Annotated in this window: 20 protein-coding genes; 4 read left to right on the top strand and 16 right to left on the bottom strand. The window is 64.4% G+C overall.

Translation table 11 applies throughout. The features are described 5' to 3' along the window. The first annotated feature begins 102 nt into the window (after nucleotides 1–102). Nucleotides 103–891 carry an outer membrane protein gene (locus tag JQ566_RS21675; RefSeq protein ID WP_349643344.1) on the top strand — a complete coding sequence of 263 codons (789 nt, stop codon included), beginning with the start codon at nucleotides 103–105 and terminating at the stop codon, nucleotides 889–891. Between the two features lie 168 nt (nucleotides 892–1,059). Here the strand turns inward: JQ566_RS21675 and JQ566_RS21680 are convergent, their stop codons facing one another. After that, nucleotides 1,060–2,253: a CaiB/BaiF CoA transferase family protein gene (locus tag JQ566_RS21680; RefSeq protein WP_212375323.1), complete on the bottom strand. Its 1,194-nt coding sequence runs from the start codon at nucleotides 2,251–2,253 to the stop codon at nucleotides 1,060–1,062. Nucleotides 2,254–2,372: 119 nt separating this feature from the next. After that, on the bottom strand, nucleotides 2,373–2,708 hold the full coding sequence (locus tag JQ566_RS21685) for a hypothetical protein (RefSeq protein WP_249139681.1): 336 nt from the start codon (nucleotides 2,706–2,708) through the stop codon (nucleotides 2,373–2,375). Between the two features lie 183 nt (nucleotides 2,709–2,891). On the opposite strand from JQ566_RS21685, the gene JQ566_RS21690 reads away from it, so the two are divergent. Then, nucleotides 2,892–5,486, top strand: coding sequence for a M10 family metallopeptidase C-terminal domain-containing protein (locus JQ566_RS21690; RefSeq protein WP_212375325.1), 2,595 nt, complete (start codon nucleotides 2,892–2,894; stop codon nucleotides 5,484–5,486). 48 nt (nucleotides 5,487–5,534) lie between these two features. Here the strand turns inward: JQ566_RS21690 and JQ566_RS21695 are convergent, their stop codons facing one another. The 9 genes from JQ566_RS21695 to JQ566_RS21735 all read right to left on the bottom strand — a co-directional run bounded on the left by JQ566_RS21695 (nucleotide 5,535) and on the right by JQ566_RS21735 (nucleotide 15,298). Next, a complete protein-coding gene (locus JQ566_RS21695; RefSeq protein WP_212375327.1) occupies nucleotides 5,535–6,497 on the bottom strand; it encodes a UDP-glucuronic acid decarboxylase family protein in 963 nt (320 codons plus the stop codon). 158 nt (nucleotides 6,498–6,655) lie between these two features. Further along, nucleotides 6,656–7,405 (bottom strand): glycosyltransferase family 2 protein, encoded by a 750-nt coding sequence (locus JQ566_RS21700; protein ID WP_212375329.1) that lies wholly within the window; start codon nucleotides 7,403–7,405, stop codon nucleotides 6,656–6,658. Nucleotides 7,406–7,416: 11 nt separating this feature from the next. Next, nucleotides 7,417–8,820 (bottom strand): capsular polysaccharide export protein, LipB/KpsS family, encoded by a 1,404-nt coding sequence (locus JQ566_RS21705; RefSeq protein ID WP_212375331.1) that lies wholly within the window; start codon nucleotides 8,818–8,820, stop codon nucleotides 7,417–7,419. 4 nt (nucleotides 8,821–8,824) lie between these two features. After that, nucleotides 8,825–10,213 carry a surface carbohydrate biosynthesis protein gene (locus tag JQ566_RS21710; protein ID WP_212375333.1) on the bottom strand — a complete coding sequence of 463 codons (1,389 nt, stop codon included), beginning with the start codon at nucleotides 10,211–10,213 and terminating at the stop codon, nucleotides 8,825–8,827. A 69-nt stretch (nucleotides 10,214–10,282) separates the two neighbouring features. Beyond that, nucleotides 10,283–11,797: an MATE family efflux transporter gene (locus tag JQ566_RS21715; RefSeq protein ID WP_212375335.1), complete on the bottom strand. Its 1,515-nt coding sequence runs from the start codon at nucleotides 11,795–11,797 to the stop codon at nucleotides 10,283–10,285. 13 nt (nucleotides 11,798–11,810) lie between these two features. Beyond that, nucleotides 11,811–12,632 (bottom strand): SDR family oxidoreductase, encoded by an 822-nt coding sequence (locus tag JQ566_RS21720; protein ID WP_212375337.1) that lies wholly within the window; start codon nucleotides 12,630–12,632, stop codon nucleotides 11,811–11,813. A gap of 13 nt (nucleotides 12,633–12,645) precedes the next feature. Continuing rightward, a complete protein-coding gene (locus JQ566_RS21725; RefSeq protein WP_212375339.1) occupies nucleotides 12,646–13,347 on the bottom strand; it encodes an acylneuraminate cytidylyltransferase family protein in 702 nt (233 codons plus the stop codon). After that, complete coding sequence (locus JQ566_RS21730; RefSeq protein ID WP_212375341.1) at nucleotides 13,344–14,252, bottom strand: Gfo/Idh/MocA family protein; 909 nt, start codon at nucleotides 14,250–14,252, stop codon at nucleotides 13,344–13,346. The genes JQ566_RS21725 and JQ566_RS21730 overlap by 4 nt, the downstream gene beginning before the upstream one ends. Beyond that, nucleotides 14,249–15,298: a nucleotidyltransferase family protein gene (locus JQ566_RS21735; protein ID WP_212375343.1), complete on the bottom strand. Its 1,050-nt coding sequence runs from the start codon at nucleotides 15,296–15,298 to the stop codon at nucleotides 14,249–14,251. Before JQ566_RS21735 ends, JQ566_RS21730 begins: the two co-directional genes overlap by 4 nt. A gap of 198 nt (nucleotides 15,299–15,496) precedes the next feature. Here JQ566_RS21735 and JQ566_RS21740 point away from each other — a divergent pair, with 198 nt between their 5' ends. Then, nucleotides 15,497–16,108: an acetyltransferase gene (locus tag JQ566_RS21740; RefSeq protein WP_212375345.1), complete on the top strand. Its 612-nt coding sequence runs from the start codon at nucleotides 15,497–15,499 to the stop codon at nucleotides 16,106–16,108. On the opposite strand, the gene neuB is transcribed toward JQ566_RS21740, so the two are convergent. The 5 genes from neuB to JQ566_RS21765 all read right to left on the bottom strand — a co-directional run bounded on the left by neuB (nucleotide 16,105) and on the right by JQ566_RS21765 (nucleotide 21,918). Beyond that, the gene (neuB, locus tag JQ566_RS21745) at nucleotides 16,105–17,175 is read right to left on the bottom strand and encodes an N-acetylneuraminate synthase (protein ID WP_212375347.1); all 1,071 of its coding nucleotides are present in this window, start codon (nucleotides 17,173–17,175) and stop codon (nucleotides 16,105–16,107) included. The two genes, JQ566_RS21740 and neuB, sit on opposite strands and share 4 nt — an antisense overlap. Further along, nucleotides 17,172–18,350: a UDP-N-acetylglucosamine 2-epimerase gene (gene neuC / locus JQ566_RS21750; protein WP_212375349.1), complete on the bottom strand. Its 1,179-nt coding sequence runs from the start codon at nucleotides 18,348–18,350 to the stop codon at nucleotides 17,172–17,174. The genes neuB and neuC overlap by 4 nt, the downstream gene beginning before the upstream one ends. Continuing rightward, nucleotides 18,343–19,569, bottom strand: a complete 1,227-nt coding sequence (locus JQ566_RS21755; RefSeq protein WP_212375351.1) for a LegC family aminotransferase — start codon at nucleotides 19,567–19,569, stop codon at nucleotides 18,343–18,345. Before JQ566_RS21755 ends, neuC begins: the two co-directional genes overlap by 8 nt. Then, nucleotides 19,562–20,581 (bottom strand): NAD-dependent 4,6-dehydratase LegB, encoded by a 1,020-nt coding sequence (locus JQ566_RS21760; RefSeq protein ID WP_212375353.1) that lies wholly within the window; start codon nucleotides 20,579–20,581, stop codon nucleotides 19,562–19,564. The genes JQ566_RS21755 and JQ566_RS21760 overlap by 8 nt, the downstream gene beginning before the upstream one ends. Before the next feature lie 134 nt (nucleotides 20,582–20,715). Continuing rightward, a complete protein-coding gene (locus JQ566_RS21765; protein ID WP_212375355.1) occupies nucleotides 20,716–21,918 on the bottom strand; it encodes an HAD-IIIA family hydrolase in 1,203 nt (400 codons plus the stop codon). Between the two features lie 445 nt (nucleotides 21,919–22,363). Here JQ566_RS21765 and JQ566_RS21770 point away from each other — a divergent pair, with 445 nt between their 5' ends. Then, complete coding sequence (locus JQ566_RS21770) at nucleotides 22,364–23,233, top strand: hypothetical protein (protein ID WP_212375357.1); 870 nt, start codon at nucleotides 22,364–22,366, stop codon at nucleotides 23,231–23,233. Nucleotides 23,234–23,237: the final 4 nt, after the last annotated feature.

Genomic DNA, 23,237 nt, shown 5'->3' on the forward strand with positions numbered 1-23,237 from the left:
TTTTCACGGGGCATTGCAATGAAACAGGTTGTGATGGGAATTGTGGCGGCATAGCTGGTCGCGAGCAGCGCACTGGCCGCTGATCTGGCATCGAAACCCTACGTGAAGGCCCCGGCCGTCGTCGATCCGGTCTGGAGTTGGACGGGCTTCTATGCCGGATTGAACGCCGGGTACAGCTGGGGGAGGGCGGAGACGACCGTGGCGCGGATCGCACTGCCGTTCCCGGCCATACAATTCAGCTCGTTCGGCCAGAATGTCGACGGTTGGCTGGCCGGCGGACAGCTGGGCTACAATTGGCAGGTCGATCCGAAATGGGTCGTCGGCCTCGAGGGCGACATTCAGGCCACCGGCGAGCGGTCGTCGCGCACGGTGACAACGACCACCGCGCGCTACGGTTCGAATATCGTCGGTCTCCCAATCGGCACCGACTTCAACTCCATTGCGACGCTCACCGCAAATCTTTCCTACGACCTGCAGTGGTTCGCGACCTTCCGCGGGCGCGTCGGTATCCTCTCGGATCCGCAGACTCTTTGGTACGCGACCGGTGGTCTCGCCGTAGGCGAGTTCAAATATTCGTCCGCGACCACCATTGGAATCCAGGTCTTCGGACCGGGCCTCGGCGGCACGACCCCGCTCGGCGGTTTCAGCTTTCCGATCGGGCCGGGCGCAACCAGCACCGATACCCGGGTTGGCTGGACGGTGGGCGCGGGCGTCGAACGCAAGTTCACCCGCAATTGGTCGGCCAAGCTCGAATATCTCTACATGGATTTCGGCAGCAAGACCTACTTCGCGGGAACCGCCAACCAGGCGGACGTGAGCTTCCACGATCACGTGCTGCGCGCCGGCTTCAACTATGCGTTCACTCCGACGCCCGTGGTCGCGAAATACTGAGCTGTCCCAGCACAAACTGCCTTCAATGCCCGGCAATCCTGCCGGGCATTGTCGTTTCCGGCCTGAAGCGCGATGAGATTTGGATGAATCGTCATCGCGCTTTGGGTTGTCGTTTACGCATGATCTTTTCGGAAAACCGGTTCGCACTTTTCCGGATCATGCTGTAGGTCACACCACCTTGGCGTCCCTGAGCCCCGCAATCTCGTCGGCGCCGAAGCCGAACTCCTTCAGCACCTCGTCGGTCTGCTCGCCGAATTCCGGCGGCCGCGCCACCATCTTGCTCGGCGTGCGCGACAGCGTCACGGGCTGGCCGACCAGGCGGATGTGGCGGTCCTCGTCGTTCGGCACGTCCTGCGCGATGCCGAGATGCTTGACCTGCGCGTCCTCGAACATCTGGTCGATCGCATAGATCGGCCCGCAGGGCACGCCGGCCTCGTTCAGCTCGCGGACCCAGGTCTCGGTCGACTTCGTCACGGTGCGCTTCTCGATCTCGGCGTTGAGCGCATCGCGGTTCCTGGAGCGGGCAGGGGCGGTCGCATAGTCGGGATGGGCATAGAGCTCCGGTGCGCCGATCGCCTGGGCGCAGCGCTCCCAGATCCGTCCGCCCGTGGTGGCGATGTTGATGTAGCCGTCGGAGGTCTTGAACACGCCGGTCGGAATGCTGGTCGGATGGTTGTTGCCGGCCTGCTTGGCGACCTCCTTCTCCATCAGCCAGCGCGCGGCCTGGAAGTCGAGCATGAAGATCTGGGCCTGCAGCAGCGAGGTCTGCACCCACTGGCCCTTGCCCGAGACCTCGCGCTCGAGCAGCGCGGTGAGGATGCCCATGGCGCAGAACAGACCCGCCGTGAGGTCGGCGACGGGAATGCCGACCCGCATCGGTCCTTCGCCCGGCGCCCCGGTGATCGACATCAGCCCGCCCATGCCTTGCGCGATCTGATCGAAGCCCGGCCGCTTGTGGTAGGGGCCGTCCTGGCCGAAGCCGGAGATGCTGCCATAGACGATGCGCGGGTTGATCGCGGCGAGGCTGTCATAGTCGATGCCGAGCTTCTTCTTCACGTCGGGCCGGAAATTCTCGACCACGACGTCGGCCTTGGCGGCGAGGCGCTTGAACACGGCGAGCCCGCGCTCGTCCTTCAGGTTCAGCGTCATCGCCCGCTTGTTGCGGTGCAAATTCTGGAAGTCGGAACCGCGCCGCGGCCCACCCGGCTGCTCGCCGCCGGCATCCTCGGTCAGCGCGTCGATCTTGACGACGTTGGCGCCCCAGTCCGCGAGCTGCCGCACGCAGGTCGGCCCGGAGCGGACACGGGTCAGATCGAGCACGGTGAAGCGCGACAGGGCTTCCGAGGCATGCGGAAAGGGCATCGTGAAAGGCTCCGGGACAGATTGCGGGCCTACCATAGTGCCGAAAGATCACGCGACAAGCCCGGCCCGGCGCCGATGCCGCCTGCCGAAATGCCATGCCTGACGCGGTGCCCGAGAGATCAGCGCGACAGGCGCTTCAATTCCGCGCGCGCCTGCTCGGCCAGTGGATCATCGCCGTGGCGCGCAATGAAGAGCTCGAATGCCTGCCGCGTTCCTTGCCGCCGCGCGGCTTCGTATTCCTCTGCCACCGCAACGGCAGGATCGCGAGCCATTGGCATGGAGGACGCGCGTCCCGCCTCGCCGCCGTCCTTGTCGCCGTCGTCCGCTCTGGCTTTCCCGACCATGACTGGCTGTTCTCCGATGGATAGACGATCCGGCCCCGAGACCACCGCGAGGACGCCGATCATAGCGGCCGCAAAGGAACCAGGTTTCATGAGTTCCCCTTTGGAGATCATCTCAAGCAGGTGGAGCCGCGCCCCGTCTCCAGGGCTCGGTATGACTACGGAGTGTGATGGCTAACAGGATATTAGGGAAGAGTGCCAGGCACCGTCGCCAAATTTAAGCCAAACGTTTACCTCTGAAGCTAGAATCACGTGCCTTCGCCCCGAATCGCGCGATGGGCAGCTCCGGAGAGTCCATTGGCCACCGCCGTCATTGTCAGTGCCACCAACAACGCCGAGATCGACGGGCTGCTGTCGGGCTACAAATGGTCCGGTGCGATCACCTACAGTTTTCCCGACGCACCCGGCGATTATTCCAATCCCTATTACGGCGGCAGCAGCGAGCCGACCACTTCGGGCTTTGCCTCGGCGCCCACGCAGATACAGACGGCGATCAACTACGCGATCGGATTGATCGTCGGCTACACCAACGCCGACATCCAATATGCGGGCACGAACGGCGCCGACATCATGGTCGCGCAGTCGCCTGCGGCCAATCCGACCGCCTATGCCTACTATCCCTGGAACTACGCGCCCGGCGGCGACATCTGGTTCGGCACCAAGTACAACTTCTCGCTGGCCAAGCTCGGCAATTATTACTTCACCACCGCGCTGCACGAGCTCGGCCACGCGCTCGGCCTCAAGCACAGCCAGGAGACCGGCGGCCCCGCCAACGTCGCCGTGCCGAGCGCGCATGACGACAGCGAATACACCGTCATGAGCTATCGCAGCTATGTCGGCGCTTCGACCACGGACGGCTACACCAACGAAGCGTACGGATATTCGCAGACCTACATGGCCAACGATATCCTCGCGCTCCAGACGATGTACGGCGCGGACTACACGACCCAGAGCAGTAACACCGTCTACACCTGGAATCCGATCACGGGGCAGGAGTTCATCAACGGCGTCGGGCAGCTCGCACCGGGCGGTGGCGTCGGCGGCTCGGCCAATCGCATCTACGAGACCATCTGGGATGGCGGCGGCGTCGATACCTACGATCTGTCGAACTACACGACGAACCTGAGCATCAACCTCAATCCCGGTGCTTCATCGGTGTTCTCCTCCGTGCAGCTGGCCTATCTCGGTGAGGGCCACTACGCATCGGGCAACGTCTACAACGCCTATCTCTATAATGGCGACGCGCGCTCCTACATCGACAACGCCACCGGCGGGTCCGGCAACGACACGATCATCGGCAACGCCATCGCCAACACGCTGAACGGCGCCGGCGGCAACGATACGATCACCGGCGGTGCGGGCAACGACACCATCGATGGCGGCTCAGGCACGGATACGGCAGTCTATTCGAGCAGCCAAGCCAATTACGCGATTTCATACAATGCGGCGACGCAGACGTTTACGTTGGTCGATCAGCGCAGCGGTTCACCTGACGGCACCGATACCGTCGCCGGCGTCGAGTACTTCCAATTTGGGGATGGCACGGTGGCCAGCTCCAGCCTCGTTTCGAGAACGATCGAGGCGTTGGGATCGACCAGCGTGTTCCAGTCCGGCGGCAACTACTATCTGAACAACATCTCGACCGGCACCGGCCCAACGCTGAAATATGCAGGCAGTGCGGTGAACACGGCCAATTACACCACGTGGTCGGTCATTGCGGCCGAGCAGGTGTCCGGTGGCGGCTACGACGTGGTCTGGAAGGATTCGTCGAACGGACATTACTCGGTCTGGAGCACGGACAGCACCGGCAACTTCGTGACGACGCTGGTCGCGGCTCCCGAAGTCCTGGGGAGCGATCCGACCCTGAAAGCACTGGAGCCGACGCTCCAGCAGGATCTCAATGGCGATGGTGCGATTGGTATACCCGCGGGCAGCCTTGTCACGATCGAAGCGTTCGGATCGACCAGCGTGGTGGTGTCCGGCGGCAACTATTATCTGACCAACATCTCGACCGGCATCGGACCTGCGCTACAATACCAAGGCAGTGTGGTGAACACGGCCAACTACACCACGTGGTCCGTCATTGCGGCCGAGCAGGTGTCCGGTGGCGGCTACGACGTGGTCTGGAAGGATTCGTCGAACGGACATTACTCGGTCTGGAGCACGGACAGCACCGGCAACTTCGTAACGACGCTGGCCGCGGCTCCCGAAGTCCTGGGGAGCGATCCGACCCTGAAAGCACTGGAGCCGACGCTCCAGCAGGATCTCAATGGCGATGGCACGATCGGGGTGCCGATCGCCAGCCCCGTCACGATCGAGGCGTTCGGATCGACCAGTGTGGTGGTGTCCGGCGGCAATTATTATCTGGACAATATCTCGACCGGCACCGGACCTACGCTGAAATACCAAGGCAATGTGGTGAACACGGCCAACTACACCACGTGGTCCGTCATTGCGGCCGAGCAGGTGTCCGGCGGCGGCTACGACGTCGTCTGGAAGAATTCGGCGAACGCACATTACTCGGTCTGGAGCACGGACAGCACCGGCAACTTCGTGACGACACTGGCCGCGGCTCCCGAAGTCCTGGGGAGCGATCCGACCCTGAAAGCACTGGAGCCGACGCTCCAGCAGGATCTCAATGGCGATGGCACCGTCGGTGCTGCGCCGTTCGCGACCGTCCCGCTCGATAGCTTCGACTTCAATTTTGGTAGCGCCGGATTCGGGTCCAGTTCGTCTGAGCCGCCGGACACGATGCCCGCGCCAGCCGATCTGCAGATGGCATCAGGGCAGGGGACGATCGCTCCGGTGCCGGGGAGCCACGACACGGCGGTCGTCGACTTTCTGACCGATTTTCTGCACAACCTGCAGGATCACGGCTTTCTGCTGCGCTGATCGAGAGGCGTCGCCTCGGGTCAACGCAGCCTTGGGGGTTTGTCTGGATCAGGCGATATCGAGCGAGTGCTTGAAATAGGCGATGGTCTCCTTCAGCCCGTCCTCGAGCGCAACCTTCGGCTCCCAGTTCAGCACTGCCTTCGCCTTGGCGAGGTCGGGCTGGCGCTGACGCGGGTCGTCCTGCGGCAGCGGCTTGAACTCGAGCTTGGAGCGCGAGCCCGTGAGCTTGATGACCTTCTCGGCGAGCTCGCGGATCGTGAACTCGGAATTGTTGCCGATGTTGATCGGGCCGGTGATGTCTTCGCTCGTCACCATCAGCCGCATGATGGCCTCGACGAGGTCGTCGACATAGCAGAACGAGCGGGTCTGCCCGCCGTCGCCGAACACGCTGATCGGCTCGCCCTTCAGCGCCTGGACGATGAAGGACGACACCACGCGACCGTCATTTGGCTGCATGCGCGGGCCGTAGGTGTTGAAGATGCGCGCGACCTTGATCGGCAGGCCGTGCTGGCGCCAGTAGTCGAAGAACAGCGTCTCGGCGCAGCGTTTGCCCTCGTCGTAGCAGGAACGGATGCCGATCGGGTTGACGTTGCCCCAGTAGTCCTCGGTCTGCGGATGGATCAGCGGATCGCCATAGACCTCGCTGGTCGAAGCCTGGAAGATGCGCGCCTTGAGCCGCTTGGCGAGCCCCAGCATGTTGATGGCGCCGTGCACCGAGGTCTTGGTGGTCTGCACTGGATCGCGCTGGTAGTGGATCGGCGAGGCCGGGCAGGCCAGGTTGAAGATCGCGTCGACCTCGATGTAGAGCGGGAAGGTGACGTCGTGCCGGACCGCCTCGAACAGCGGATTTGCGATCAGATGGGCGATGTTGCGCCGGCTGCCGGTGAAGTAATTGTCCGCCGACACCACCTCGGCGCCGGCATCGAGCAGGCGCTCGCAGAGGTGCGATCCGATAAAGCCGGCGCCTCCGGTTACGAGGACGCGGCTGTTCTTGTAGCTTTCAAACGGCATGATCGGTTCCAGATTGTCGGCGGCGGGAGCGGGCTGAGTGGTATCGGCAATGGCCGGACTCGCCAATAGCGAAAATGGGTTGGATAGAGGTATTTAACTACCGCTACTGTGCATGGGGTTGTTTTCGCATTTTTTTGCCGGGGCGCCCGGCGATCAGTCTAGAACTCCCGCCGCTTCAACCACGCCCGTGCCCCCCAATGGGCGAAGCACCAGGCCGATCGGGCCAGGGAGAGGTGCTCGACATTGCGGTAGATCTGCCAGACCCATTTGGCCGAGCGCATCGGGCGGCTCGAGACCGAGGAACCCCTGACGCGGTACCGCGCCAGATCCTCATTGAGGCCGTATGCGGTATGGCCGCGCTTCAGGATCGAGAGCCACAGGCAGAAATCGTCATAGCCCTCGTTCTTCATCGCGATGGGGCCGGCGATCTCGCGGTCGACCACCGCGGTCAGCGTCGCGATCGCGGTGTTCTTCAGGAGCTGCCCGTAGCTGAGCGAGGCCGGCACCTCGATCAGCCGTCCGGTGACCGTGTTGGTCTCGTTGATGCGGCGGAAAGCGGTGTAGCTGAGGGCGGCTTGCTTTGCCTTCGCAAAGGCCAGCTGCCGCTCCAGCTTTTCGGGCAGCCACAGATCGTCGCTGTCGAGGAAGGCGAGATAGCGGCCCTGCGCCTGGTCGATCGCGGCCTGACGCGCCAGCGCCGGCCCGCCATTCTTGGCCTGCCGGATCAGCTTGACGCGCGGATCGCGCTCGCCGATGTCAGCGATGATTCCCGGCGTCCCGTCGGTCGAGCAGTCATCTGCGATCAAAAGCTCCCAATCGCCAAATGTCTGGCTCTGTACCGAGCGGATCGTCTCCCCGATCAGGCCTTCGACGTTCCAGGATGGGGTGATGATCGAGACGAGCGGCATATCGGATCCGTTCAATTCACATGGGCCGGCTCGGCGATCGCGGCACGCAAGGAGGCCGCAAACGTATCGAGCAGTTTGGCATCGCTGACATAGAGCTCGCCCGGATAGGACCTGCGCCAGGCCGCTTCGAAATAGGGTGCGCCCTTGGCCGGATCGAACGGTCCGGCGGAGAGCGCCTCGCGCAACCGTGCGGGTACATCGGCCAGACGATCGACCGCATAGACCAGCGGACAGGAGCGGTAGAACGCGTCGCCCATCACCACGACCGGCTTGCCGAGCAGCAACGCTTCGGCGCCCGACTTGCTGTTGACGGAGATGATGGCAGCGGCGCGATCGAGCACGGTGTAATTGTTGGTCTGCGGCGGCAACAGCACGAAATTGTCGAACCGGCGGGCGAGCTCGAACAGGCGGGCGGCCGAGATTGCGCCGATCTGGGCGGGATGCTCCTTCACCACGAGCACATGCGAATCCGGGATCGTACGCAGCAGGAAGTCGACGGTCGCGACCTGGTCGAGATAGTCCGGCGAGCGCAGCGTCAGCGCCATGTCTGCCGGAACGTGGAACGGATAGTAGACGAAGGGCGTTTCGGGGATCGGCTTGTAGAGCTTGCGCAGCCGCGTCGCGTTGAGCGCCATCGCGGCGTGCACCTGGGCATGGCGCAGATTGTGCCCGAACTCCTGGTGCTTGCCGAGCGCGAACTGGTCCCAGAGCTTCTCGACGAGACGGTTGGCGTTGCGCAAATTGACGACCTTCTTGAAGGCTGCCGAATAGTGATGCTGGTCCTTCTTGGGAATGACAATCGCCCGCTGCGTCAGCGTGTCATCGAGATAGGCGCGTACCTCTGATGACACCGTGTCCGCCGGCGTCGGCATCACGTCGGGCGCTCGAAGCGTGTCGGGCGTGAAATACATGCGGCCACGAAAGAACGACGGCTCGATGAACCAGTTGCGGATGCTGCGGCGCCTCGCGGCGTAGAAGCTCGCGATCACCGAGAGAAAGCCGCCGAGCTCTTGCACCAGCTCGGCGCGCTTGCCTTGCTTCTCCAGCCGATCGAGCACCGTCTCCATCGCATTGGCATAGATCATGAAACGCCGGCGCAAGGCGGCAGTATCGCGGATGCCGAAGGTGAAGCGCTCATGGCTGAACAGGAAGTTGGTCCCGTCCAGTCCGTAGGCGGCGACGCGGGCATCGAAGGCCTTGCGATCGTCGGGCGACGGGCCGGCCTTGAGACCCTCGCGGTACATGTTCGTGACCGGAACGCCCTCGGCGGTCGACATCTCTGCGCTGCGATCGTCGAAGGCAAGCAGCTCGACGTCATGGCCTGCCGCGCGCAACCGCTGCGCAACCGGAATCCAGAACCGGGTCTGGTATTCGGCCAGCGTGGTGATGAGAATGGTCTTTGCGGATGTTGTCATGGCTCTATTGGGCGTGTTCGATCGCAATGCTTGCCAGCGGCAAGCCCGTCATCGCGCAATGCGCGCGCCTTGCCGTAAACTGCGACGGGCTCGCCTGATCATGAGCGGCGATGCGCTGAAGCAGGGGCTGGACGATGGACGGTGCGATCCGCTTGTCGCGCCGGGCCGGATTGAACCGGCTGCGAAGCCGCTCGGTGACCGCCGAGCCGAGCGCGGCGCTGGCGGCGCCCTTGACGATCTGGCCGACACTCGGCTTGTCGCGCGTGCCTTTCACCGTCGCAAACAGCGAGATGTAGGGCTGGCGCGAGACCTTTGCGCTGGTCAGGACATCGGCGACGCGTTCGGCGGCCTGCCCGTCGTTCAGATGAAAGAAGGCCTCGATATCGGCGGCATGAACGCTGGCGAAATCGAAGGCCTGGGTCTCGCGCTCGATGTGGTCGATCGCGCCGAGCAGCTCTTCGAACGAAGTGACCGGCCGGCTCACGCGCGCGGGCAGCGCGGCGTGGCCGGCGGTCGTCGGCGTGTTCAGGTACTCGAGCTGGAGCGGGAGCTTCCCGAGCAGGACCGATTCCACAGCCGTTCCGCAATTGAGATGAACGACGGCGGCTGCATTGCGGATGCGGTCGAGCACGCTGCCGGTGCCGTCGATCAGGACGTTGGCGCGGCGCGCGAGCGCATTGCGATAGACGTCCTCGCTCTCGAAGGGATGCGGCCGCACGAGAATGTTGCGGTCGGGCCTTGCGGCGGCGAGCCGGTCGATCTCGGCAAGATAGTTCGCGAAGACCTGCTTCAGGTCCGCGATGAAGCGATCGACATAGGCGCCGTCCCAGCCGGCCCGCACCATTGCTTCGCGCTCGCCGCCCGGCTTGCCGGTGAAGCGTGAATTGACGAGCGGAAAGTTGGCGTTGACGAGCAGATAGCCGCGCGGCTCGCCGTCGAGCAGCGCGCGCCAGCGTGGCGCGGCGAAATCGAAGCGCGGGCAGCCGGTGAGATGAAGTTGCTCCGGCTTCATGGTTCCGGCTGCGAGGAAGGCGTCGTGCAGCCGGCTGCCCCAGAAGAAATAGCCCGTCAGGATGTCGGCGTAGCCGCTGCCCTTGATGTGGGCCGCCATTGCCGGTGGCGAGTTGCCGCCCTTCTCGGCAAGCACGCCGCCCTCGGTATCGAGCACGTATAGCGCGAGGCCAGCTCTGGCAAAGCTGCGCATCAGGTCGAGATTCACGGGACGTGCGTAGTTGACGACCAATGCGTCCAGCCCGAGTCGCGGGACATCGACGGCCTGCTCGTACATCGGCACCAGCATGACGGATACGCCACGCCGCGCGAGCTGATAACCGAGCATGACTGCGCCCGGCAGGTCACGCTTGGGGTGATCGACCACCAGGCCTATACGCACCGTTTACGTCTCCTCGTGTCGACCAAGGCGGTCATCGATCTCCCGAACATGCTGGTGCAGGTTAACAAGCTAGGTCGACGCCCAGCCAAAGCGATGGCCCAGTTCCGCGAAGATCGCCCGCTGGCGGTCCTCCAGAACGAGAAAATACTGTATGGCCCAGCTCGCCACGCAGAACGAGGCGATCGCAAGCCCAAGCCCCCAGAAGCTGTCGATGGCCAAATGGTCTGCAAGTTCGAGTAGCAGCAGGCCCAAGACCACGAGAATGACGGCTTGGGCGAGAAGTGCTCTAAGGAGGCGGTAGGAGTCAAGCTGCAACCCGCGGCTCACGACCCCGATCTGCAACGGTAGAATGACGGCGTTCCCCACCACTTGGCCAAGGATCAGCGCTCGTTCGTCGAACAGGTGCAGCGTCGCAACCGCCACCGCGGCCCACACCGCCAGTTGATAGATCATGAGCCGGTTCAGGCGCGACTGCACGTCCGTGCGGGTCAGAAACATGACGTTGCCGAAGGCGAGGTACTGAGCACAGATCGGCACCACGAAGCTCAGGCCCATCCAGAAGGCATAGGGAGCCATCTGCGGTCCGATCCATGCCTGCATGATCTCGCGCGACAGCATGGCGGCCGCCATCAGTGGCGGCACAGTGAACATGGGCAGGATGATGAGGCCGAATTCACCGAGGCGCTGGAACGCCGCAGCGTTGCCGCGCTCGTCCAGGCGGCTTGCCACCGGCAGCAAGGCGGACGTCAGGAGACCGACGACGATCTTGGACACTCGGGGCAGCCGGACCAGGGTATCGTACACGCCGACACCCTTGGGGCCGAACAAGAGGCCGACCAGGAAGGGCTGAATCGGCAGCGCCAGGCCGCCCGTCAGCTTGCCCTGCGCGAACAGCGCGCAGCGGTGGAACAGCTCGCGCCGGATCGGTGCGTCCCACATCGCGAGCCTGACCTTGCGCACGACCGCGACGAAGGCCGCGGTGAACACCAGGCATGCGCGCATCAAGGTGCTGGCGAGATAGATATAGGCCACCAGCTCGAACGAGGCTGTGGAGTTGGCCGCCCAGATCGTACAGGCAACATAGACGATCGTGGAGGTCACCTCAGCCAGCCGCAGGACATTGTAGCGCTCAAAGCCCTTGACGATGCCTTCCCAGACAAGCGCGGGGATCAGCACCAGGTTGGCAAGCGCGGTGTAGCGCAAGATTTGCGAAAACCTGTCGGCGTGCGCGGTATCGACGCGGAGCGCGATGGTCAGATAGGGCGCGCTGATCCAGATCGTGACCGCGAGCAGCCCTGCGAGGACAGCGGCCATCACGGTGAGAAGCGCGAGTTGCTGGCCTGCAACGCGCCAATTGCGATGCTCGCGCGCGCGCGCGACCGCTTGCGTCGTGACTTCGGAGAGGCCGAGGTCGAGCAGCCCCATCATGCCGCTCGGCAGCAGGATGCGGGCCAGCACGATGAGGCCGAATTCGGTTACGCCCCAGGTGCGGATGATGACCGGAATGACAATCAGGCCGAGCACGGCCGCTATTCCGAACGCCGCGCTGGAAATCACCGTGTTCCGGATCAACTGCTTCAACATGGTATGGCCCGGCTCACCACGCGCTCAGGCCGCCATCGACCGCGATGTTCTGGCCGGTGACGTAGGACGCCGCATCGGAGACCAGGAACAGCATGGTCCCGACCATCTCGTCGGCACGGGCCATGCGGCCAAGCGGAATGCGGGCGGCGTAACGCTGCTTGAAGGTCTCGTTCTGCCCGCTCTCGACCCCGCCCGGGGTGAGCGTATTGACGCGAACGCCCTTCGCCGCCCAGTAGGTCGCGAGGTGCTTGGTCAGGCCGATGACGCCGGCCTTTGAAGCGGTGTAGACCGCAGGCGTGTTGATGGCGCGGCCGAGATATTCCGAGCCTTCGTAGATGCGCTGGTCGGGGGCCATCAGCCCGTAGATCGAGGCGGTCTGCACGATGGCGCCGTAGCCGCGTTCGGCCATCCGGCCGCCGAAGACCTGCGCGACGGTGAACATGCCGTCGAGATTGACCGCCATGATCTCCCGCCAGGTGTCCTGCGAGAATTTCTCGACGGGCGCAAAGAAGGCGTCGACGTCGCGGGTCTTGCTCGCAGCGTTGTTGAGCAGGATCGAGACCGGTCCGAGGTCGGCTTCGATCGCATCGGCCGTGGCGCGCACCGCATCGGGATTGGTGATATCGCAACCGTAGCCTTTGGCGCGGACGGCATGGCGTGAGGCGACGTCGGCGGCCGCCGCATCAGTTGCGGCCTGGTCGAGATCGACGATCGCGACATTGGCGCCGAACTCGGCAAGCCCCTCGGCAAATCGACGTCCAAGGATGCCGCACCCGCCGGTGACGACGGCAGTACGCCCGGTCAGATCGAACAGAGCCTTGAAGCTCGTGGTCATCGCTTGCGCCTCCTCAGGCCGGCAGCCGCTGGCGGAGCAACAGCTCCACCAACGTAAAATCGAGATCGGAATCGATGTCGATCGAACGCTCTTCCGGCATTTCGAACAGACGCGTGTCCGGATAGAACACCGCGGGCTGCTCCAGGAATGGCGCGACGCGCCAGACATAGATCGACGCGTTCATGTCGAAGCAGCGCGGCGCATCCTGCCGTCGCGTGACCGGAGGATTGGCGGATTTGGACAGGCCAACGCTGCCATCGGTGCGCTGCTCGACGAGGTTGAAATAGGGCGAGCGCCGCGCCGGCGCCCCGGTAATGACATTGCGGGCGCCGCTCTCGCGCAGCAGTGTCACCGCGCCGATGATGTCGGAGGCGAGCCGGAGCGGGGAGGTGACGTCGAGATCGACGAAGATCTCCGGCGTCGTGCCGGTTTGCGCCATGGCCTGCTCGAGACAATGACGGATCGCCGGCAGCTTCGGCGCGGTATCGGTCGCCATCTCGTCCGGACGCTTGACCGCGATGTCGGCGCCGGCCTTCAGCGCCGCCTCGAGCAGGGCGTCCGAATCGCTGCTGAAGGCGATCGCATCGAACAGGCCGGTCTCGCGCGCCTGCGCGACGCTCCAGGCGAGCACGGGCTTGCCGAGGAGATCGCGCGCATTCTTGCCGACCACCCCCTTCGAGCCGCCTCGTGCGCAGATGGTGCAGACAAGGCTCATGGCGATACCCAGGTCTTGCTGCGCAGCGCGCGCTCGCTGGCGTCGATCAGGTGCATGACGCCAAGGGCCTCCGGCAGCGAGCAGGCCGGGCTCGCGCCACGCATCGCCGCGACATGCATGTCGCGGTAGCTCTGGTCGCGTTCGCTGGGGATCTCGGTTGCCATGCCGTTGACGGTGAGACGGCCGCCGACGAGATCGGCCTCGATGGTGTCGTCGTCGACATTGATGCGAATGCGGCGGACGCCCTGACGGTCGAGATAGTCCATGTGGACGTGGACCGATGGTGCCCGCTGCATATCGAGCAGCAGGTCGAGGTGGTCGTCGACGTCGATGTCGCGGGCGCCGGAGGCGCCGCCGAGCGCTGCGACGCGATGCCATGGGCCGAACAACCACAAGAGGTAGTCCAGTTCGTGGCTGAGATCCCGCAGCACGCCGCCCCCGGCATCGGCCGTGGCGGATGCGGTTGTGCGGTGATCGCGGTCCGGCCGCCAGTCCCTGATGTCCTGGCCGACATAGGCGTCGACCGTGATCACGTCTCGCCCGCGCAGTCTTTCGGCCAGCGCCGTCATCACGGGGTGAAAGCGCAGATTGTATCCGACGCTGACATGGGCAAACGGATATTTCGGGGGTGATGCAGGTGTTGCGAATAGCGGCTTTTCGACCAGGACTTTGCCCTGGAAGCCGGTCTGCGCGAGCTCTTGCAGATTATCCGCATGGCGCGCCGTCTCGGTGGCGATCACCACGTAGTCCGGATGCGCCGCCGCGAGGGCCTGCGCGATCGATCCGTAATCGCCGCCTTCGCGCCGGCTGACCGTCGCGACCCGAAGGCCGAGCTCGCGCAGGACGCGCGCATGCCTCGTGCCGATCGAGCCGAGGCCAACCACGACGGCGGTTGTCGTGGTCACGTGAAGACCTCGTGAAACTCTGCGTGCGCCTGCTCGAAATCCTCCAGGCGGCCGATGTCGAGCCAGTATTCGCGAATCGGATAGACCGCGACGCGTCCCTTGTCGGCGATCACGCGCTCGAGCACGGTTGGCATATCGATGCTGACGCCGGGCGTGACATGGCGGAAGACGGAGCTTCCAATCACATAGATGCCGGCACTGACGAACCAGCTCTCGGTCGGCTTCTCGCGAATGGTCTGGAGAAAGCCCTCCGACGTGGAGACCACGCCGTAGGGGACGTGCACCTTGTGCTCACGAACGGCCATCGTCGCTTCCGCCGGCGTTCCGTTGTGGAAGTCGAGAAGCGCCCCGTAGTTGATCGTGGTCAGGATGTCGCCATTGGTGACGATCGTCGGCAGATCCGGCGGCGTCGAAAACAGCCCGAGCGCGCCGGCGGTACCCAGGCGTTCGGTCTCGTGCACGTACTGGATGTTGGCACCGAAGGCGGCACCATCGGCGAAGTGGTCTTTGATCGTCTGGGCCTTGTAGTTGACCGAAATGAAGATGTTGCCAAAACCCTGCTGCACGACGTTACGGACGATCGTCTCGAGCAGTGGCCGGCCGCCGACATTGAGCATCGGCTTCGGCACCTCGCGCGTCAGCGCGCCCAGGCGCTCGCCGAGGCCGCCGGCCATGATCAGCACAGGGTTCGGATAATGAGGCGGTTCGAGCAACTCATCGAGCGTCTCGACCACGATGAGATGGCCGCCCTCGTCGACAAGGGGGAGCTGCTTGATCGACCTCTGCCGCATCAGTTGCAGGCGATCCTCGCGCGGCAACGTCGCAGGGGCCGACACCGGCGTCCGGTTCATGACGTCGGTCGCAAGTCCGGTGAGGGGGATGCCGCGCAGCAGTCCGCGCCTGACGTCGCCGTCGGTGACCACGCCGAGCAGGCGGTTCTGGTCGTCGAGCACCAGCGCAATCTGGATGCTTCCGCTCTCGATCGCGGCAATGGCCTCGCCCACGGTCGCCTGGGTACCGACGACGGCTTTGCGCCAGGATTTCATGGCAATCTGCCTCGTATACGCCAGATATTTGGGAGCGGCCCACGGCTGAGCCTGCTATATCGCGGCTGCGAGAGGCGGCGTCAACCCCGCCGGGGGCCCCGGCGTTGACCTTGTTAATACACGTGTTTTCCGGTCAGGCTTGGCGGTTTGAAGTACCGCGGCCCGGTCGCTAAGATTGGCCTGTGCAGGGGAATCGCGATGGACGATCTGATCATCATCGGCGGAGGCGAACACGCCTTCATGGTCTACGAGGCGGCGCTCCTGTCGGGCCAGTTTAACGTCGTCGGTTTCCTCGATCGCCAGCCGGGAACGCTGGGCGATGCGCGCTATCTCGGAACCGATGATGTTGCGCCGAACTATCCGGATGCCGCCTTCGTGGTCGGGGTCGGAACGATGCAGGCGGGGCCCGCGCGCCGGCAGATGATCGGCCGGCTGCAGTTCAAGCGCTGGGCGTCGGTCATTCATCCGCGCGCGTTCGTCTCGCCGTCGGCGACGATCGGTGCGGGCAGCGTCATCATGCCGGGTGCGATCGTCAATGCACGCAGCATGATCGGCCATCACTGCATCGTCAATTCCGGCGCGGTCGTCGAGCACGATGTGCGGGTCGGGCACTGCACGCATCTGTCTCCCGGAACCGTGGTCGGCGGCGGTGCAGAAATCGGCGACAGCTGCTTTGTGGGGCTCGGCAGCCGCGTCCGCGATCACATTTCCATTGGCAACGATACGCTGGTGGCGATGGGCTCCGTCGTCACGGGTTCATGGCCGCCCGGGTCCGTGCTGCGCGGGGTTCCTGCAAAGCCTCGTCGCTAAACCGGATCGTCCGGCTCGAGCGCCCGCGGCGCCGCCGTTCCGATCAGGGACCAATACTCGATCGGCGGCCGCCCGGCGCCCGGCCGCTTGGCCGTGATATCGGCCGGGCCGATGATCTCGCCGGCCCTCAGCGCGCGCGCCGCCACGATGCTCTTGCGCGCCACCGGGACGTTCCTGATCTCGGATTCCTTCGGCGTCTTCACCCCATCGCCGAGCGCGCCCTCGACATTGCGGATGGCGCTGACCATGCGCTTGAAATCGTCCGGCTCGAGTGAGGCCGCGTGGTCGGGACCGGGGGCATTGCGATCGAGCGTCAGGTGCTTTTCGACGATGGCCGCGCCGAGCGCGACTGCGGCGACCGAGATCTCGAATCCGTCGGTGTGATCGGAATAGCCGACCGGAAGCTGGAAGGCCGATCGCATCGTCGTCATTGCGGCGAGGTTCACATCGGCGACGGGGCAGGGATATTCGGTCGTGCAATGCAGCAGGCTGACGTGCCGCGCAAGCGCGGCGCGCGCCGCCGGATCGCGCCATGCCGCGCGGAACGAGGCGATGCCGGCAGGATCGTTGCGCTGCGCGTAGCCATGGGCCAACACGCCCAGCGCTTCCTCGACCTCGCTGAGCGTCGCCATGCCCGTCGACAGGATCAGCGTCGCACCGGCTCGCGCTGCCGCGTGCAGCAGCGGTGCATTGGTGAGATCGCCCGATCCGATCTTGATGCGCGGCAGCTTGAGTGACAGCAGAAAGCCGAGCGAAGCGTCATCGAACGGCGTCGACAGGAATTCGATGCCGCGTTCGGCGGCGCGCGCGATCAGCGTGTGATGAGCGGCCTGCGGCAGCTCGAGCCGCTCCAGCATGGCCAGCTGGCCCTCGGCGGCATCGGTGGTGCGCTGCTGATAATCGGCCTTCTTCGCCGCTCCGCCCGCCAGCGCCTTCGCATTGAAGGTCTGGAACTTGACGATGTCGGCACCGGCATCGGCTGCCGCATCGACGAGGGCCAGTGCCTTGTCCAGGCTGCCATCGTGATTGACGCCGGCTTCCGCGATGATCAGCGTGTGCGTCGTCATGGCCGCGCTCCGCTTGCGGGAAGTTCGTAGAAGCCCTTTTTCAGGAGCTGCCCGAAGTCCGGGATGCCGGCAATGACGTCAGCAAATCGCCGGCTGGACTCGCCGTCGCCATAGGGATTGACGGTGTCCTTGCGGCCGCGCTGAAGTGCTTGCGAGATCGCCGCACCGATCGCACCGCGTTCGGGCGTGGCATGAAACACCGAGTCTGCGCGCTCGCGCCCTTTCTGACGGTCGCCGATATCCACCGTGGGAACGCCGAATGACGGCGCCTCGAGGATGCCGCTCGACGAGTTGCCGATCACGACGTCCACCTGGTTCATCAGGCTGAGATAGCGGAGCTGTCCGAGCGAGGCGACCGCGATCGTGTTCGGCCGGCTTGCCGCGAAGGCCTTGGTCCGGTCATTCAGCGCGCGCCCCTCGGCATCGGCGTTGGCGAGCGTGAAGATGAGATGGAAGGCAGGATCGAGCATCGACAGCGCTGCGAACAATTCGTCCAGCTCGGCCACCGACCGCCCGGCCTCGACCGTGACGGGGTGGAACGTGATGAGCGCGTTGCGCTCGCCGAGCGGCATCCCGAGGGCGCGGCCGATGCTGTCGCGGTCCATCAGATCGAGATGCTTGATGGCGTCGATGCCGACCGACCCGATGGTGTGAATGCGGGAGGGATGCTCGCCAAGCTGGATCAACCGTCGCGTCGAGCCCTGATTGCTGGTGAAATGCAGATGCGACATCTTGCTGATGGCGTGGCGCGTGGATTCGTCGACCGCGCCTTCGGTGACGTCGCCGCCGAACAGATGCGCCATCGGCAGTCGCACGAACATCGCGGCCTGCGCGGCCGCGAACATCTCGAAGCGGTCGCCGAGCACGACGACGAGATCTGGTTGCAACCGCGTGAAGGCGTCGGCAAAGCCGATCACGCCGAGTCCGACCGATTTGGCGACGCCGGCGCCGGTGTCGCTGCTCAGCAGCGTCTCGATGCGCTCGTCGACCTCAAACCCCTCCTCGCGGATGGCGTTGAAGGTGTAGCCGAACTCCGGCGCGAGATGCATGCCGGTGGCGATGAGCTGAAGCGTCAGGCCGGGTGTCTGCCGGATTGCGCGCATCGGCCAGACCAGCAGGCCGAAATCGGCCCGGCTGCCGGTGACGAAGCAGACCTTGCGCGCGCCACTACTCATCGCGGGGCCTGATGCTGGCGCTGCTGGGCAGGTTGATCAGCCGGCGTTCGATGGATTCCGCGGTGGAAAGATCGCCGCGGGGATTTTCCGCAAACATCGGCAGCCTGTGCATCAAGGTCCAGGCCGGGCGCGCGCCGAAGCCGGCGTCGTTGAGAGCGGCGAGGAGCTCGTCGCGACGGTTGGCATTTGCCTCGTCGAGCAGGATCGCATTCAGCCAGTAATTGCTCGTGGTGTCTTTCGGCTCGTGCGAGAAGTGGACGCCGGGAACATCGGCAAAGGCGCGCTGGTAGGCTGCAGCTAACTTCCGCTTGCTTGCCAGGAAGCCGTCGAGCTGCTCGAGCTGGGCACAACCGAGCGCTGCGTTCAAGTTCGGCAGGCGATAGTTGAAGCCGATCTCGTCGTGCACGAAGGCCCATTTGTGCGGCAGTTTTGCCGTCGTCGTCAGGTGCTTGGCGCGGCGTCCCAGCTCCTCGTCATTGGTGAGGATGGCGCCGCCGCCGCCGGTGGTGACGATCTTGTTGCCGTTGAAGCTCAGCGCCGCGAGCCGCGCCTGCGATCCGACGGCGTGGCCCTTGTAGGTCGAGCCGAGCGATTCCGCGGCATCCTCCACCAGCGCAATGCCCCAGTCGCTTGCGATTGCGGCGATCTCGTCGAGCTCGACGGGATGCCCGAACGTGTGCATCGGCGAGATCGCGGCGATGCGGCGCCCGGTCTCGCGATTGATCGTGCCCTTTGGCGTTCGCTCCGCAATTGCCTCGAGCCGCGCGGCGAGAGCGCGCGGGTCCATGCCGAGCGTCGTGAGCGAACTGTCGATGAAATGCGGCACCGCCCCGCAATAGGCGATCGCGTTGGTGGTCGCGATGAAGGTCAGCGCCGGCGACATCACCTCGTCGCCGGGCTCGACACCGGCGAGCCTGAAGCAGGCGTGCAACGCTGCCGTGCCGTTGACGACGGCGACCGCGCGTCTTGCGCCCGTCACCTCTTCCAGCATCCGCTCGAAGCGGTCGACGAACGGGCCGACCGAGGAGACGAAGGTGCTCTTGATGCATTCTTCCAGATAGGCGATCTCGTTTCCGGCAAACACCGGCTCGTGCAGGCCGAGGATGCCGTTGGGCGTGCCCGCGGCGCGCCGGACGGCATCGACCACGGCCTTCGGATCGAACGTGCGCGTGGAGATGTCGGATCTGGTCGCGGTCGTTCCCACCGTTGCCTCAGACATTGTAGACGTCCGCCTTGTAGCGGCTGAGATTGACGGGATTGGTGAACCAGTTCACCGTCTTCACGATGCCGCGGCGCATGCCTTCAAGGCCGCCGAATTCCGGCGCCCAGCCGAGCTGCTGGCGTGCCTTGGAATTGTCGGCCCAGAGCCGCTCGACCTCGCTGTTGGCCGGACGCAGGCGCGCCTCGTCGGTCTCGATCTCGATCTTCACGCCCATCACGTCGGCGATCATCTCGACGGTCGCCCCGACCGAGATCTCGAAGCCGCTGCCGAGATTGATGGTCTGGCCGACGCATTGCTCGGCCGGCGCGATGAGGCCCGCGATCAGGCCACGCGCTGTATCGGTGACGAACGAGAAGTCGCGGGTCGGGCTGACGGCGCCGAGACGGATCTTGCGCTTGCCGGTCGCGATCTGGCTGATGATGGTAGGGATCACCGCGCGCGCCGACTGCCGCGGGCCGAAGGTGTTGAACGGGCGGATCACGACGACCGGCATGTCGAAAGAGGCCTGGAACGACAGCGCCATCTGGTCGGATGCGATCTTCGAGGCCGAGTAGGGCGATTGGCCAACCAGCGGATGGCTCTCCTTGATCGGCACGGTCTGCGCCGTGCCGTAGACCTCGCTGGTCGAGGTCTGCACGAAGCGCCGCACGCCGGCCATGCGCGCCGCCTGGAGAACGTTCACGGTGCCGCGCACATTGGTCTCGACGTAGGAATCGGGTGCGACATAGGAGAAGGGGATCGCGATCAGCGCCGCCAAATGCAGCACGTCGGTGCAGCCGCTGGCGGCCGCGATCATGAAATGCGGATCGCGGATGTCACCGGCGACGACCTCCACGGACTTCATGATGTCGGCGGGAACCGTGTCCAGCCAGCCCCAGGAGTTGAAGGAATTGTAGTAGACGATCGCCTTGACGCGGGCCCCGGCCTTCACCAGCTCCTCGACGACATGCGAACCGATGAAGCCGTCGCTGCCGGTAACGAGGACGCGGGCGTCCCTCAGATCTGTCATGCCGGACCCCAGAAGGCGATTAAGCCAGTGTTCGCAACAAGATGGCGCTATAGCACACTGGCGGTTGCGTGCAACAGAGCAGCGCGCCCTAGCTGCCAAATCCCGGGGGATGCAGCAGTTTTTGTGACGCGCGCCTAGGTTTGGCCGACCGGGATGAGGTGTTGTCTCACGAACCTCTCCAGATTGCCGCCCTCGAACAAATGGCCAGGGAGACCAGCGGCCCGGGCTGCCTCGAGGTCGCTCGGCTTGTCTCCGATCACCATGCTGCGCGTCATGTCGACCGGAAAACGCTGCGTAAGGTCGGTGATCATGCCCGGCGCCGGCTTGCGCCGGTCGCTGATGCGGCAATAGCGTGCGACGGTTCCATCGGGGTGATCGGGGCAATATTCAAATGCATCCACATGCGCACCGATCCGCGCCATCTGATCCGCCATCCAGCGATGCAGCGCGACCACGTGATGCTCCTCGTAGTAGCCGCGTGCGACGCCGGACTGGTTGGTGATGACGAAAGCGAAATAACCGGCGTCATTGACCGCCTTCACGGCCTCGCGCGCGCCTTCGATCCATTCGAGCTTGTGGGTCTCGAAGGTGTATCCTGAATCATGGTTGAGCACGCCGTCCCGATCGAAAAACACCGCCGGTCGCCGCAGCTTGTCTCGCAATTCGCGGTCGGCGCGCGCGAAATCATCGGGGATGCCGATGTCGATGAAGTAGCCGCGATAGGCCGTTCCGCGCAGCGCGCCGGACTTGGCAAGGCCGGGGAATACATCCTGCTCGAGCGAGGCGGGGAGGGTCTTGATGTCGTGGAGAACGGACTTGTCGACCACGTAGATGCCGGCATTGACCGGTCCGGTGGCGCCCGCACCCGGCGCGATGAAGTCACGAACAATGTCACCGTCGAGGACAACGCGCCCATAGCGATCCCCGACGACGCCGTCGCGCAATGCCACGTGGACGCGCCCGCCGCGCGCGCGGGCGATGAGATCGAGCAGGTTGAAATCGAACAGCGAATCTCCGTTGAGGAGGAGGAAGCGGTCGTGCAGCAGGTCACGCGCATGCACGAGCGCACCGCCGGTACCGAGCGGCTCCGTCTCGCGCGACACCAGGATCTTTGCCCGGCCCCTGGCTGCGGCGGCATAATGGCTCTCGACGATGTCGGCCTTGTGACCGGCGAGCAACAGGATCTCATCGAAGACGTGATAGCGGGCGAGTTCATCGATCAGCGTGTCGAGAAACGGCCGGCCGCCGATCTCGAGCATCGGCTTCGGCACGGATTTGGTGCGTTCGCCAAGGCGGGTGCCGAGCCCACCGACGAGGATGACGGCCTGCCTCAGCATGACAATCTGTCTCTAGGCGCATCAGTGGAACTAGGCGCATCAGTGGAAGGTGAACAGCACAAATTCTGTCTCAATGCTCTCGGCTGCTCGACCAACGGAACTTTCTCCCGGCCGCGATCGGCGCCGGATCAAGCCTTGGAGGAAGCAACGCCACTGACCGGCGTCCTATACCACAGCATGCAAAATCGCGCTGCTCGCCTCGACGGGGCCGTATGCAGTGGTTGTGCTTAGCAGCGACCGGAAGCAACGAGCAAGGGAAAACTCCACCACCACTTCGTAGATCGCCCGGGGTCTGAAGCCGCCCGCCAAACTCCACCATTGCCGATCGGAGAGTGCTTGGCTATGGGGCAATTGATGAACCATAGATCGCCCAGTATGATGTCTGCGGGTGCGCCCTATCCGCATTCTGGACTTCCCATTCATATCCTGTCGGGGACGAGAGTACATGCCGATGGTTGAGCGTACGCTGCAGGCTGCGGTTCTTTCCCGGCTTGCGAGGTGGACAGACGTCGCTATCCGGACGGTACGGAGGCATTGGGTTCTTTCGATCGTGATCGGCGCGATGCTGTTAGCTGCTCTGGGGTCTCTGGGCGTCGGCCGAAAGGTGGAGTCCTGGACTGCGACCGCGACGGTTGCAATCGGTACGTTGCCGAGCGTCGAAGGCATCCTCGGGCAGCCTGGGCCGCCCGTCGAGCGGGTCGAGAGTGCCCGTGATCTGGTGGTCAGGATCGGGGAGAGCCAGTTTCAAGACAATGTTCTGGCCGATGCTCGGAAAGCGCTCCACGATCCACACGGAGCGTTCGCCGGCGCCTCCTTGCGGGGGATCGTCATAGACGATACCGCCATCCGCCTGGAGGCGAGTTCCGCCTCCAAGGAGGAGGCGTTGACCCTCCTTCAACAAACCGTCCTTGCGATCCAGGCTGCCCATCAGAAACGGTTCGAGCCGAGAATGGAATTGTTGCGTTCGGTTCTCGCTAGTCTACAGGATGCAAGGGGCCGCCTGGGCGATTCGCTCAAAAAGGGCGATATGTACGTGACGGCGTCCCGGCCGGATGGAACGCCTGCCGGCCTTACATTGATGGCGAGCCCTGGCGGTTCAGTCGATGGTATTCTCAATGTCGATACACGCATTGCGTTGCTGGCCTATATCGAGCGCACCACGAGGATGACGGGTCCGCAGAATGGATACTCTCCTGCGACGCAGGGGCCGAGGGAGGTCAATCTCGTGCAAAGGGCCATCCTCGCGGGGCTAGGCATAGTTCTCTTCATTGGCCTTCTGACTTTCCTCCTGAAGCGATCCGCCCGGGTCGGATAGAACT

Origin of the sequence: Bradyrhizobium sp. SZCCT0231, assembly GCF_018130245.1 — a bacterium.
Classification (GTDB): domain Bacteria; phylum Pseudomonadota; class Alphaproteobacteria; order Rhizobiales; family Xanthobacteraceae; genus Bradyrhizobium; species Bradyrhizobium japonicum_F.

Bases quoted from the DNA above. Each gene is read 5' to 3' on its own strand.
- JQ566_RS21685 (WP_249139681.1), bottom strand. From the start codon at position 2,708: ATGATCTCCAAAGGGGAACTCATGAAACCTGGTTCCTTTGCGGCCGCT.
- JQ566_RS21765 (WP_212375355.1), bottom strand. From the start codon at position 21,918: ATGCTGAGGCAGGCCGTCATCCTCGTCGGTGGGCTCGGCACCCGCCTT.
- JQ566_RS21700 (WP_212375329.1), bottom strand. From the start codon at position 7,405: ATGCCGCTCGTCTCGATCATCACCCCATCCTGGAACGTCGAAGGCCTG.
- JQ566_RS21770 (WP_212375357.1), top strand. From the start codon at position 22,364: ATGCCGATGGTTGAGCGTACGCTGCAGGCTGCGGTTCTTTCCCGGCTT.
- neuB (WP_212375347.1), bottom strand. From the start codon at position 17,175: ATGACGACGCACACGCTGATCATCGCGGAAGCCGGCGTCAATCACGAT.
- JQ566_RS21715 (WP_212375335.1), bottom strand. From the start codon at position 11,797: ATGTTGAAGCAGTTGATCCGGAACACGGTGATTTCCAGCGCGGCGTTC.
- JQ566_RS21680 (WP_212375323.1), bottom strand. From the start codon at position 2,253: ATGCCCTTTCCGCATGCCTCGGAAGCCCTGTCGCGCTTCACCGTGCTC.
- JQ566_RS21735 (WP_212375343.1), bottom strand. From the start codon at position 15,298: ATGAAATCCTGGCGCAAAGCCGTCGTCGGTACCCAGGCGACCGTGGGC.
- neuC (WP_212375349.1), bottom strand. From the start codon at position 18,350: ATGAGTAGTGGCGCGCGCAAGGTCTGCTTCGTCACCGGCAGCCGGGCC.
- JQ566_RS21760 (WP_212375353.1), bottom strand. From the start codon at position 20,581: ATGACAGATCTGAGGGACGCCCGCGTCCTCGTTACCGGCAGCGACGGC.
- JQ566_RS21755 (WP_212375351.1), bottom strand. From the start codon at position 19,569: ATGTCTGAGGCAACGGTGGGAACGACCGCGACCAGATCCGACATCTCC.
- JQ566_RS21720 (WP_212375337.1), bottom strand. From the start codon at position 12,632: ATGACCACGAGCTTCAAGGCTCTGTTCGATCTGACCGGGCGTACTGCC.
- JQ566_RS21695 (WP_212375327.1), bottom strand. From the start codon at position 6,497: ATGCCGTTTGAAAGCTACAAGAACAGCCGCGTCCTCGTAACCGGAGGC.
- JQ566_RS21740 (WP_212375345.1), top strand. From the start codon at position 15,497: ATGGACGATCTGATCATCATCGGCGGAGGCGAACACGCCTTCATGGTC.
- JQ566_RS21725 (WP_212375339.1), bottom strand. From the start codon at position 13,347: ATGAGCCTTGTCTGCACCATCTGCGCACGAGGCGGCTCGAAGGGGGTG.
- JQ566_RS21705 (WP_212375331.1), bottom strand. From the start codon at position 8,820: ATGACAACATCCGCAAAGACCATTCTCATCACCACGCTGGCCGAATAC.